This window comes from Christiangramia marina, from assembly GCF_048285865.1.
GTDB classification, from domain to species: domain Bacteria; phylum Bacteroidota; class Bacteroidia; order Flavobacteriales; family Flavobacteriaceae; genus Christiangramia; species Christiangramia marina.
Window position 1 is genome coordinate 1,391,744 of the sequence record NZ_JBLVTK010000001.1, and the last position, 12,722, is coordinate 1,404,465.

The window sequence follows — 12,722 nt, forward strand, 5'->3', positions numbered from 1 at the left end:
GGCTGGAAAGCCTCTTTTTTTCAAATATGATTTTCAGAACTAAGCGATCTTGATGCTAAGAACTTCACCTTCTTTATACACTTCGATCATTTTATGCTTGCGAAGAGATTTTAAGGCTTTATCCCATTTCTTATTACTTAAACCACTTTTCTCTTTTACTAAATTCATGTCATGAACCTGATCATCCTTCAACAAGGTATAAACTGACTTTTCTTCTTCCGATAGTTCTACCTGTTTCTTTTCAGGTTTCATTTGAGGGAAAAATAATACTTCCTGTATCGACTGGTTGTTGGTCAAGAACATGATCAGCCTGTCCATCCCGATTCCAAGTCCCGATGTTGGAGGCATTCCGTATTCCAGTGCACGAAGAAAATCGTTATCGATAAACATCGCCTCATCATCTCCTTTTTCTGATAGTTTCAATTGCTCTTCAAAGCGTTCTCTCTGGTCAATTGGATCGTTTAACTCAGAGTAGGCATTCGCGATCTCCTTACCACAAACCATCAATTCAAAACGTTCTGTAAGCTCAGGGTTATCTCGGTGAGTCTTACAAAGCGGACTCATCTCCTTAGGATAATCTGTAATGAAAGTTGGCTGTATAAAGTTCCCTTCACACTTCTCTCCAAAGATCTCATCGATGAGTTTTCCTTTACCCATAGTTTCGTCTACATCAATGCCCATTTTAGTGGCTGCATCATATAGCTCTTTTTCAGATTTACCGGTAATATCAAAGTCTGTGAATTGCTTAATGGCATCGGTCATCGTAATCCGCTTATACGGAGCTTTAAAATCTACGGTATGCTTTCCGAAGGTAGCTTCAGTTTTACCATTTACCGCCATGGCGCAATGCTCGAGCAGGTTTTCGGTAAACTCCATCATCCAGTTATAATCCTTATAAGCCACGTAAATTTCCATTGCAGTGAATTCAGGATTGTGAGTTCTGTCCATTCCTTCATTTCTGAAGTTTTTTGAGAATTCATATACACCATCGAATCCACCAACGATCAATCTTTTAAGATATAGCTCGTTCGCAATTCTAAGGTATAGTGGAATATCCAGGGCGTTATGATGTGATACAAAAGGTTTTGCAGCTGCACCACCTGGAATTGGCTGAAGTATTGGCGTCTCAACTTCAAAATATCCTTTATCATTAAAGAAGTTACGCATGGCGTTGAAAAGTTTCGTACGCTTTACGAAAACCTCTTTCACCTTTGGGTTCACCGCAAGATCTGCGTAACGCTGTCTATAGCGGTGTTCAGGATCTGTAAAACCATCATAAGTGTTCCCGTCCTTATCTGTTTTTGGAAGTGGAAGTGGTCGCAAAGACTTACTCAACAGGTGAAAATCTTTTACCATTACGGTCATTTCTCCTACCTGAGTTTTAAATAACTCTCCTTCAATTCCTATAAAATCGCCAATATCAAGCCATTTTTTATAGAAATCATTGTATTTCGCTTTGTCATCACCAGTACAAATTTCGTCACGGTTAAAATATACCTGTATCTTACCATTGGAATCCTGAAGTTCAGCAAAAGAAGCTTTTCCCTGGATCCTTCTCGACATCAATCTTCCGGCGATCACCACCTTTTTACCTTCCGCAAAATCTTGTTTGATCTCTGTAGTCGTATGATCTACCGGGAAAAGATCGGCTGGATATGGATTAATTCCGGCTTTGCGTATCGCCGATAATTTCTCACGTCTAATTTGTTCCTGTTCTGATAACTGCTGCATATAATTTTTTTTATGCATTCAACAAAAATGCGGATGCAAATATAGTGACTATCAACCTGCCATACAATGCAATTAAAAGCCGAAATAATAATTCTATCTTTGCCTTTATAATTAGTGATAATGAGTATTTGGAGAGTAATTCTATCGGTATTATTTCCCCCGCTGGCAGTTTATGATCGCGGTTGTGGTTCAATTCTAATCGTACTAATACTTACGCTGCTGGGATGGGTTCCCGGAGTGATTGCTGCGCTCATTATATTAAATAATCCCAAGTCTTAAAGTATGAATAAGGAAGTTGAAGTTAGAAATCTGGGAAGCAGGGATTATAAGGAAACCTGGGATTACCAGGAGCAACTGTTTAAGGAAACTCTGGATCAAAAGATCAGGAACCGGAGGCAGAATGAAAATATCGCTACCCGAAATTATTTGCTGTTGGTGGAGCATCCTCATGTTTACACTTTAGGAAAAAGCGGCGATCATACCAATCTTCTTTTGTCTGAAGAGCAATTGGAGAAAAAAAATGCCAGTTTTTATAAGATCAATAGAGGAGGGGATATTACCTATCATGGGCCGGGACAAATAGTGGGTTATCCCATTCTCGATCTGGATAATTTTTTTACGGATATTCATAAATACCTGCGGTTGCTGGAAGAAACTGTAATTCTCACCCTGGCAGAATATGGAATAAAGTCTGAAAGAAGCCCTGGAGAAACCGGTGTCTGGCTGGATGTAGGAACTCCATTCGCGAGAAAGATATGTGCTATGGGTGTTAGAGCTAGCAGATGGGTAACCATGCATGGTTTTGCCCTGAACGTCAACGCAGATCTTGGCTATTTTGATCATATTATTCCCTGCGGAATTAAGGACAAGGCTGTTACTTCCTTAAATGTAGAGTTAGGTCAGAAAGAAGTTGATATGGCTGAAGTTCAGCAAAAACTGATGAAACATTTTAGTCAGTTATTCGAAGCTGAGTTGGTTTAGGGTCATAATTTATAGAGCAGGACCTCGTTATCATCACCTTTTACGATCATCTCCAGGCGTTTATCCAGATCTGCATTTGCAAGATCAACTTCAGAAGTTCCATATACTGGAAAGCCGGGAAGTAATTCAGCTTTGTCATTAAATACATAGACCTTCTTCGCCTGGGTGTCGGTAATACTTACATAGGTCTTGCGTCCAATTTCAAATAGTTGCGGATCTGTGTAGAGTCCGAAATCAAGATTAACACTGGAATCATCGATCACAAGTTCATTTTCATTGAGGTAGACCAGATGATTTGCATTTGCAACTAAACGATTGTTTTCTGCAAGGTCTAGGCTTTTTAAATCAACTTTTCCGTTTTGATCGACTTCGATCAAATTGCCTTCGGGTTGAGTAATGATAAAATCAGACTGGTAGCCGTACCATTCATTTTCAGAAGTATTAAAATTACTTGAGGTTGGAACACGAATCTTACCCTGCCGACTCAGGATCTGTAATTTGCCCGATTCTTCCTGAACCACGATATAATCTTTTGTTCCCAGCCGGATATGCTTCGGAGCTTTGCTGATGTCACTTTTTGTTCCGTCGAAATCAAAACCTTTTATGCTGTTACCTTTTGGCCCAAGCATGTAAACTTTATTATTCTGAGTCAGAACAAACCTGTATTTCCTGTTGTTATCATAATCAAATACTGCCAGAGGCTGCGTAAGCGCGTCATTAAACTTTTTAGGAAAGGGTTTTACATCGCGGCCTTTGCGGTCCAGCACTTCAAGTTGGAAGCCAGTGGAAAAAGCAAGTTGCTTATTGCCATTTTTAAAGAGGTCTACTTCGTGCACTTTTCCTGAGATTTGACTATCCAGTTGTTTGGACCAGAACATGCTGCCTTTGTTGGAAAACAGGCTGAGCTGATTCCCTGTCTCCTCGACAAGAATATCCATCTGGTCTGTTTCATGATTCCGAAAGAACTGGAGAATTCCAGCTATAGGCTGGCTGGTGGTAATTGTTGCAAACTGTTCAGCGCCTCTGGAAAGTCGGTCTGCCTCCGTTGGTTCTGCGATAATACCGTGTAGATGATCGTACGTTTCTTCTGAAATTACCTGAAACGCAGCCAGGCTACCTTTTTTAAAGTTAGATATTTTAGGGATCCCCAATTCTTTCGTTGCGGAAATATTCGTTATCGCAAGCATGCTTGATTCAGATGACAGCGAATTCAACATTCTTACGTATTGCGGGTTTTCTGATAGCGTCTTGCCATTTTGAAAATTAACGATTAAGTTCTCGAGGACGGAGATCTCTTCAGAAGCTATTATAAAATGATCAATGACAATAAAGTATCCGGAGCTTAGGTTAACTTCAGGATCTAGCAACAATTCCGGTACAGCTAAATCTCCCTTAAAAATTTCAATTTCCCTGAATCGTTCATTAAGCTCAAATTCGCGGAACAGTCGGTTTTTGACCAGTTCGGTATCAATTGCATTCCAAATATGGATATTTCCGGGTTTCACCTTGATACTTGAGATGTCACTTACTTTATCCAGAAAGTCCAGATTAGCGGTTGTATCCTTGTTTTGAAGTTTCAACCCTGAACTTATAGAAACTATAGTGATAAAGTCTTCCGGGCAAAACCTTGCGACCTCATGTTTAAAGTCTGCTATAGAGGTAAAGTTTTTAGAGCCTTCGGATTTAGGATGTATTGAAATCCCGTTATAAATAAGTTCAGATTCGTTCGCATGTAGGTCCAGTACATTCCAGTTTCCTTTTTTCTTCGGAAGATCTATCTCGGAGAACATTTCAGAAAAGAACATTACATTCATACTATCTGTATAGACTAATGAGGTCTTGTTTGGATCTGAAGCATCCAACGCTTTCTCGAATTCCCTCGGATTCGAATTATTACTTCGCTTCGCCTGAACGATGGCATACTTACTTTTACTGAAGATGCTGAGATTGGCGATATCACGCTGGTAAATTTCAGATTTCTCCAGTTTCAACTTCTTATACTGAATATCTTCTTCATTAAAAGTTTCCACCTGTTTGTTTTGAATACTATCCAGCGCCAAGGAAGTAGAATCTTTGTGAATGATCAAAACCGAAAATTTAGAACCTATACTGTCGCTATCTATATAAAAAGTGGTTTCTTTTGCAGAATTGATATACTTCAAAAGATCTTTGGCGTCAATCATTGAATCCATCAGGTCTCCACTGTTAAAAGTGACTTCGTGTTGCATCAGATCTTTTTCAAGTTGCTCGCTGGAAGGTGAAACGAAGATCACTTCCGAAGAATTTGGTAAAATTTCTGTGTTATTTAGATTGCTATCAGAATCTTCTGCACAGGAAATAAATAACAAAAGAAGAATAAGATTTAAAAACTTGTTCATATATAATAGGTAGGGTTACAAAAATATAAACTTAGAATTCAATCTTCAATTGATCGGGGAGGAGTTTGAAGCTTTTCCGATGGTATTTGGTTATACCATACTTTTCGATAGCAGCTCGATGCTCCCTGGTAGGATACCCCTTATTCTTTATCCAATTGTACATAGGGAATTCTTCATGGATCTTTTGCATATACTCATCGCGGTGGGTTTTTGCCAGAACAGAAGCCGCTGCAATACTAAGAAACTTACCGTCACCTTTAATAATGCACTCGTGAGGTATGGAGTCCAGAGGTTTAAATCTGTTGCCATCAACAATGATACAATCTGGTTTGGTCTTCAATTTCATTATAGACCGCTGCATCGCAGTAATTGACGCATTTAGTATATTCATATTATCAATCTCCTCCATAAAAACATGAGTCACTGCAAAATCGAAGGAATTTTCATGTATTAGATTTCTTAAAAGATTCCTGTTTTTTAGACTCATGACTTTGGAATCATTCAAAATCTTGTTTTTAAAGTTCTTAGGTAAAATGATAGCAGCAGCAGTAACAGGCCCTGCGAGGCAGCCCCGACCGGCTTCATCGGTTCCCGCCACTAGTTTTGATTTATCATAAGATCTTAGCATATGCATTTAAGATTGTAATCTTTTAACAATTAAAGGGGTTAAGGATGCAGTGAATTACAACGTTTTCTTTGAGCCTGTTAAAATTTTAATAAGTTAAAGTGTAAGTTTTTTTGGTATGTTAAGGATTTATTAGCATTTTTGACGCAGGCTAATTCAAATTTAACGAAATAATGAAAAAAAGATTACATGGATTTCTAACGCTGTTACTGGTGTTAGTCGTGCAAATTGGTTTTGCACAGGACAAAACCGTTTCAGGAACGGTTGTTGACGAAGATGGTTTGCCTCTACCTGGGGTGACTGTTCTTGAAAAAGGTACAGGTAATGGAACTCAAACTAACTTCGATGGTGTGTATACACTGGAGGTTGGAAATGGTTCTGTATTGAGTTTTAGTTACGTTGGGTTTGCATCCCAGGACATTAAAGTTGGAGCTGCAGATTCTTATGATGTAACTATGCAAACAGATGCTGACGCTCTTGCTGAGGTCGTTGTATTGGGTTATAGCACCAAAGGTGTAGAAGAAGTTACAGGATCATCTGTGCAAATTGGTGGTGCTGAGATTGCTGAATCTCCAACTGTATCTGTAGAGCAGGCTTTACAGGGTAAAGTTGCTGGTGTTCAGATCTCTCAATCTTCTGGAACGCCTGGTGCGATTCAGGATATTCGTATTAGAGGTATTAGCTCTATTAATGCTGATAATGATCCTCTTTACGTTATTGATGGAGTGCCAGTTTCTAACGCCAACATTTCTGGTAGTGCGAACCAAACATCTTTAAATCCATTGGCTTCTATCAATAGCCAGGATATTGCAAGTATTACTGTTTTGAAAGATGCATCTGCTACAGCAGCCTATGGTGCTCGTGGGTCCAACGGGGTAATCGTTGTGACAACTAAAAATGGTAAAAAAGGTGAAACCTCATTTACTTTTAGCAGTCAGGTAGGTTTTCAAAACGATGCTTTCAACAAGCGTGAGTCTCTAACAGGAGCTCAACGTGAAACATTGTTAAGAGAAGCTTTGAATAATGCTTACGGTGCTAATGGTACTAACGGTGATTTCGGTTTTACAGTTGATAACGCTATCGATACTGCGATTGGATTCAATCTATTGTCGCCAGCAACTGCTGATTTTGATGGAACAGATTACGATTGGGATGGTAGAATTAGAAATGATGATGCCTTAACTCAAAACTACACGTTGTCTGCATCTGGTGGTGATGATCTTTCTAATTTTTATGCTTCTGTAGGTTATAACAACACTGAAGCTACTGTTATTGGAGGTGAATTTGAAAGAATCAACGGAGCTTTCTCTTACGATAGAAAATTGCGTGATAACGTACAATTGGCGACTTCTGTGAATGTGTCTAATACTAAGCAGAACCCGGTTTTAGAAAACGGTACTTTCTTTTCAAACCCATTTATCACAAGATACTTAATGAACCCTTTCAATAATCCTGATAATGCAGATGGATCTTTGAATATTAACCTTCCTTTTGGGTCTCTTCCAAACATCTTTTATGTACAGGATAATAATATTACAAGAAACGCATTAACTCGTGCATTAGTAAATACTAAACTTGACTGGGAGATTTTTACAGACTTTACTTTTTCTAATAGATTAAGTATGGATTACCAGTTGAACGAGTATACTGCATATAGAAACCGTTACGAAGGTGATGCAGACGACTTTAATGGCGATGCAACTGTAAGTGATGAAAAGAACTACAACTGGGTTTACCAGGGATCTTTCAACTATGGTTTCACATTGGCTGATGATCATAATTTTGATCTTACAACTCTTTTTGAATATCAAAAGAATCAGAACTCATATCTATTTGGATATGGTCAAAACTTTCCAGTTGATGGTCTAATTCAGATCAACACTGCAAGTGCTGCTTTTGATGCAGATTCTCAGTACACAGATTGGATCAATGTATCATACCTAGGGCTATTGAATTATAACTATGCTGGTAAGTATGTTGTTGATGGTACGATTAGACGTGAAGGTTCATCTAGATTTCCATCTGGAGAGCGTTTTGGTACTTTTGGTTCTGTAGGTGCTGCATGGAATGTTCATAGAGAAGATTTCATGAATACTGACTTGTTTAATACTCTTAGACTAAGAGGTTCTTACGGTATTACTGGTAACAACAACATTGGTTTAAACTCATACCAGGCTTTGCTTACATATAGTGCTAATTATGCTGGTAACGGTGCAGGTTTTCCTTCTCAATTTGGAAACAATGACCTTACATGGGAGAAAGGTGAAACTTATGACTTAGGTTTAAGTTTCGGAATGTTCGATAGTAGATTGACTGGTTCATTCTCTTATTATAACAGAAGAACGTATGATCTATTATTAGCTGTACCTTTATCTCTAACTACAGGTTTCAGCTCTCAAACTCGTAACATTGGAGAAATGAAAAACTCTGGTATTGAAGCTGAATTAGGTTTTGATATTATTAGCACTAAAGACTTCAATTGGAATATCTCTGCTAACTATGCGACAGTAGAAAATGAAGTTGTGGAATTAGCAACAGGTGCAGATGGTCAGGAACTTGATCCAAACGCTGGTAGTGTTTATACTACAACACGTAGTGGTCTTCCTGTAAATACCTGGTTCATGAGAACATGGGCAGGTGTAGATACTGAAACTGGACTTCCAACTTGGTATGTAAATGGTGTAGATGGTGAAGTTACTTCTAACTACAACGCTGCTCAAAGAGTTGATCAGGGAGCGAATGCTCTTCCAACTTACTCAGGTGGATTAGGTATGCGTGTTGATTACAAAGGTTTCTTTGCTGAAGCTAATGCATACTTCCAGGGAGGTCACAAGATCTATGAGCAATACGCTCAGTTCTATTTGAGAACTAATAGCTTTACTTTGGGTACTTACAACGGGGTTCAGGAATTGATGGACAGATGGCAACAGCCTGGTGACGTTACTGATGTACCAGCTGTAAACTATGCTCAGAACAATAACTTCCATGCAACTAGTTCTAGACACCTTTATGATGGTGATTATGTAAGATTGAAAAATCTATCTTTCGGTTACAATCTTCCATCTGCATGGGCTAATGAAATTGGTCTTGATGGATTGAGCTTAACACTAAGAGGTACAAACATATATACCTGGGTAAAAGAGGATGGTCTTAAACTGGATCCAGAAACAAGAGCTGATGGATTTACTAGGTTGACTACTCCGCCAGTTGAATCATATACCTTAGGTATTAACGTTAAATTTTAAGAAAAATGAAAAAGAGTTTTAAATATTTATTTATGTTAATGATTGGATGCGGCGTCTTCGTTGGCTGCTCAGATGAGGATCTTGATCCTACTCTTCAACAATCAAAAGACATCGACATTAGCGTTAACACGCAAAATGATCTCAACGCAATTATTAACGGTGCCTATAATAGAATGTCCTTGACAGATTATTATGGTAGAGATTATATAATTCTTGGAGAAGTTTTCTCTGATAATACTGCCTCTAATGCAAACTCTAACAGGTTCGTTGCAGAAGCAAGAATGGATTTACTTCCTACTTCCGGTGTTGTTGAATCGTTGTGGTCGAGACTTTATTCTGTAATTGGTTCTGCCAATATTGTTATCAATTCTGAAGGAATAACTGGAGATCAGGCAGCGATTGATCAAATTAAAGGAGAAGCATATGTTATACGTGCATTAGCGCACTTCAACCTTGTGCAATTCTATGGTCAGCAAAATGTGAATAATGGTGGTTTATCTGCTGCTGGTGTTCCTTACGTTACAGCTTTTAGAGATGAGACAGCACTATTTCCAGGTAGAAATACTGTACAGGAAGTAAGAGACATGGCCTACGCAGATCTTGATATGGCTAAAAGTCTTATGGGTGCTAGTGCACCAGTGGAGTACTTTAGTACTTATGCTGCTAGTGCAATTGAAGCTAGAATTGCTAATTACTTCGGTGACTGGCAGAGATCTCTTGATGCAGCTAAAACTGTGATAGATTCAGGGCAATTTTCAGTAGTATCTGAAGATGCATTCCTTAGCACATTCTCTTCTGATGGTGGCACGAATTCAATTTTTGAAATTGCTGCATCAGATATTGATAATGAGGGTATTAATGGTCTAGCTAACATCTATCAGCAAGGTGCTTATGGTGATGTTGTAGTTCTTCCTAATCTTGCTGCCATCTATGATGAGGGTGATGTAAGAGGTGTAAGTGAATATGATCCTTCTACAGATTACGAAGCTGAAACTGTTATAGGTGTTGACGCTAACGGAACTCTTAGAAACATTGGAAAGTATCCTTCTACTGCTCCTTATGATGACAACATTCCGGTTATTAGATATGAGGAAGTTGTATTGATTTACGCAGAGGCATTATTAGAAACTTCAGGAGATGATTCTGGTGACGCTTTAGATTGGCTAAATATGATTCCTGAGAATCGTGGTGCTATGTCATATGATTCTGCTTCTAAGGATAATATCTTGCTTGAAAGAAGAAAAGAACTTGCTTTTGAAGGATTTAGATTTCATGACCTTGCTAGAACTATGATGGATATTCCTAATCCAGATCCAGTTCTTCAAACACATGAAGGTCCTGCATATGGAAGTTTCAACTTTGCACTACCGATCCCGGCTGCAGAAGTTGACGCTAACTCAAATGTTCCTCAGAATGCTGGTTACGGAGAATAATTAAATTCTTTATATCTTATAGAAAGCCGCTCATTTAGAGCGGCTTTTTTTATTCCCCAATTTCACAGAGTTTCTTACGTTATAAATTATAAATTTGCGATACCATTATATTCGTATGTATAGAGCTTTAACCTTTTTGTTATTATTGATTTCATTTTCAGCTGTAAGTCAGGAAGACTTTGGGCAGGAATCCAAACCACAGAAAAAACAAGATAGCATACCACCGGTAGATTTGTATAAGATCATTTCGGTGAAGAATGATACTACTCACCTGGATACCACGCTTACTATATCAAAAGATTACAAGTTCAACTATCTGAGAAAAGATAATTTTGAGCTACTACCATTTTCAAATACCGGACAAACCTACAATGCTCTTAGTTTCACTGAGAATAATAGCAAAGCATTCCCCGGATTTGGAGCAGAAGCAAGGCATTATAGTTTTATGGAAGTGGGTGATATCAACTATTATCAGGTTCCAACTCCATGGACTCAGCTTTATTTCAAGACTGTACCGGAACAGGGGCAGCAGCTCGATGCTTTATTTACTATCAATACTTCTAAGAACTTAAATATGTTTATTGCATATAAGGGAACGAGGGCATTAGGTAAATACCAGAATATTTTGACCAGCACCGGAAATCTTAGAATGGGGTTCTCCTATAATACCACTAATGATAGGTATCGTATAAAAGCACATTTCGTTTCTCAGGATCTAATGAATGAGGAAAACGGAGGACTTGATAGCCTTGCGGTACTTCAATATATTGCCGAGGAAGAAGAGTTCGATGATAGATCTGTACTCGATGTCAAATACGAGGATGCTGAAAGTACTCTCTTTGGGAAAAGGTTCTTTATTGATCATGAATATCAAATTACAGATCCCAGGGATTCCACAAACGACCTGAGTATTTCTCACATCTTTGATCATAGTTACAAAAAGTTTGTCTTTAAACAGGAAACTGCTGAGAATGGTCTTTATGGTGATTCCTTTGAGGCAACTAATTTGCAAACATCTACTCGACTATATACTTTATTTAATGAAGCCGCAGTGAATTTTGAAAATGATGTACTTGGAAAACTCTCCGTAAAAGCCGGGCATACCAATTATGATTATGGTTATAACGCCGTGTATATTACAGAGGAGTCTGTAGTAGGCAATAAACTCTTTGGAAATTTATTGCATCTGGGGGCTACTTACCACGAGCGTATCGGTGATTTTGATCTTAAGGCTGCCGGACGACTCAACCTTGATGATGATTTTTCCGGTAATTATCTGAATATTTCCGCTGGTTATGAATTTGATGATAAAAATAGTATCCGTTTTGGTTTCGATCAAAATAGCAGTTTGCCTAATTTCAATTTTCTACTCTATCAGAATGATTACATCAACTATAACTGGCAGAACGATTTTGATAATGTTAGCTCGCAGAAATTATACGCCAGGCTTTCTTCTGAAAAGTATGCGAACATAAATTTATCACTATCACAAATTGATAAGTATACATACTTTACTGAAAATGAAAATGGATCAGTAAAACCTTTTCAATATGATCAGCCGGTAAGGCATTTAAAGCTGAAGGCTGAAAAAGAATTTGATTTTGGTCTCTTCGGAAGCTATAATACTATAATGTACCAGAATGTACTCGAAGGAGCAGGCGTTCTTAATGTTCCAGATCTGGTTACCAGGAATTCTATATACTATAAAGATTTCTGGTTCGATAAGGCATTGTATCTTCAAACAGGGTTCACTTTTAAATATTTTACAAAGTATGAAGCGAATGCATACGATCCCATCCTTGCAGAATTCTATGTTCAGAATGAAGAAGAAATTGGTGGATTTCCTGTAGTGGACTATTTCTTTAATGCAAAAGTGGACAAAGCAAGAATCTTCTTTAAGTTGGAGCATTTAAATTCTCTGGTTACAGGGAACAACAATTTCTCTGCTCCAGACTATCCATATACCGACTTTCTCGTAAGATTTGGCCTGGTTTGGGATCTTTTCCTGTAGTATTCTTTATACTGAATTTATCATATCAGGAGTTTGTTTGATTTTTACTTGCTGTATTGATATTAAAACACCTTTATTTTTACTGTTTTGAGCAGCTTTTCTCTGAAGTCTTTACGGTTAGCATAAAACGAAAATTTTCTTCAGAAAGCCATTGTGTAATTAAAAATGGGGTGTATATTTGCAGCCGCTTTGGCAGCAAGGCGTATGTTCGTTGAGAGTAGTAATGGTGGGTGATGTGAAAGGATCTGGCTTTAAAAAATTAAATTAAAATTTATTAAATTTTAGTTTGGTAGAAAGGAAAAAGTTAGTGTATATTTG

8 protein-coding genes are annotated in these 12,722 nt (G+C 38.1%); 5 read left to right on the plus strand and 3 right to left on the minus strand.

Annotated features, from left to right (window positions below; translation table 11 throughout):
* Positions 1-39: 39 nt before the first annotated feature.
* A complete protein-coding gene (gene lysS / locus ACNKXS_RS06440; protein ID WP_417920114.1) occupies positions 40-1,731 on the minus strand; it encodes a lysine--tRNA ligase in 1,692 nt (563 codons plus the stop codon).
* A 120-nt stretch (positions 1,732-1,851) separates the two neighbouring features.
* Between lysS and ACNKXS_RS06445 the strand changes: the two genes are divergently transcribed.
* The gene (locus tag ACNKXS_RS06445; RefSeq protein WP_084509746.1) at positions 1,852-2,010 is read left to right on the plus strand and encodes a YqaE/Pmp3 family membrane protein; all 159 of its coding nucleotides are present in this window, start codon (positions 1,852-1,854) and stop codon (positions 2,008-2,010) included.
* A gap of 3 nt (positions 2,011-2,013) precedes the next feature.
* Positions 2,014-2,712, plus strand: a complete 699-nt coding sequence (lipB, locus tag ACNKXS_RS06450) for a lipoyl(octanoyl) transferase LipB (RefSeq protein WP_417920115.1) — start codon at positions 2,014-2,016, stop codon at positions 2,710-2,712.
* A gap of 2 nt (positions 2,713-2,714) precedes the next feature.
* Here lipB and ACNKXS_RS06455 read toward each other — a convergent pair whose 3' ends face one another.
* Together ACNKXS_RS06455 and ACNKXS_RS06460 are read right to left on the minus strand one after the other, a co-directional pair.
* Complete coding sequence (locus ACNKXS_RS06455; RefSeq protein ID WP_417920116.1) at positions 2,715-5,090, minus strand: hypothetical protein; 2,376 nt, start codon at positions 5,088-5,090, stop codon at positions 2,715-2,717.
* A 31-nt stretch (positions 5,091-5,121) separates the two neighbouring features.
* Positions 5,122-5,718 (minus strand): ribonuclease HII, encoded by a 597-nt coding sequence (locus ACNKXS_RS06460; RefSeq protein WP_417920117.1) that lies wholly within the window; start codon positions 5,716-5,718, stop codon positions 5,122-5,124.
* 170 nt (positions 5,719-5,888) lie between these two features.
* Here ACNKXS_RS06460 and ACNKXS_RS06465 point away from each other — a divergent pair, with 170 nt between their 5' ends.
* The 3 genes from ACNKXS_RS06465 to ACNKXS_RS06475 all read left to right on the plus strand — a co-directional run bounded on the left by ACNKXS_RS06465 (position 5,889) and on the right by ACNKXS_RS06475 (position 12,404).
* Positions 5,889-8,960 carry a SusC/RagA family TonB-linked outer membrane protein gene (locus ACNKXS_RS06465; RefSeq protein WP_417920118.1) on the plus strand — a complete coding sequence of 1,024 codons (3,072 nt, stop codon included), beginning with the start codon at positions 5,889-5,891 and terminating at the stop codon, positions 8,958-8,960.
* 5 nt (positions 8,961-8,965) lie between these two features.
* Positions 8,966-10,393, plus strand: coding sequence for a RagB/SusD family nutrient uptake outer membrane protein (locus tag ACNKXS_RS06470; RefSeq protein WP_417920119.1), 1,428 nt, complete (start codon positions 8,966-8,968; stop codon positions 10,391-10,393).
* A 115-nt stretch (positions 10,394-10,508) separates the two neighbouring features.
* Positions 10,509-12,404, plus strand: coding sequence for a putative porin (locus tag ACNKXS_RS06475; RefSeq protein WP_417920120.1), 1,896 nt, complete (start codon positions 10,509-10,511; stop codon positions 12,402-12,404).
* The last annotated feature ends 318 nt before the right edge of the window (positions 12,405-12,722 follow it).

Coding starts and splice junctions, on each gene's coding strand:
- lysS (WP_417920114.1), bottom strand. CDS start 1,731: ATGCAGCAGTTATCAGAACAGGAACAAATTAGACGTGAGAAATTATCG.
- ACNKXS_RS06445 (WP_084509746.1), top strand. CDS start 1,852: ATGAGTATTTGGAGAGTAATTCTATCGGTATTATTTCCCCCGCTGGCA.
- lipB (WP_417920115.1), top strand. CDS start 2,014: ATGAATAAGGAAGTTGAAGTTAGAAATCTGGGAAGCAGGGATTATAAG.
- ACNKXS_RS06455 (WP_417920116.1), bottom strand. CDS start 5,090: ATGAACAAGTTTTTAAATCTTATTCTTCTTTTGTTATTTATTTCCTGT.
- ACNKXS_RS06460 (WP_417920117.1), bottom strand. CDS start 5,718: ATGCTAAGATCTTATGATAAATCAAAACTAGTGGCGGGAACCGATGAA.
- ACNKXS_RS06465 (WP_417920118.1), top strand. CDS start 5,889: ATGAAAAAAAGATTACATGGATTTCTAACGCTGTTACTGGTGTTAGTC.
- ACNKXS_RS06470 (WP_417920119.1), top strand. CDS start 8,966: ATGAAAAAGAGTTTTAAATATTTATTTATGTTAATGATTGGATGCGGC.
- ACNKXS_RS06475 (WP_417920120.1), top strand. CDS start 10,509: ATGTATAGAGCTTTAACCTTTTTGTTATTATTGATTTCATTTTCAGCT.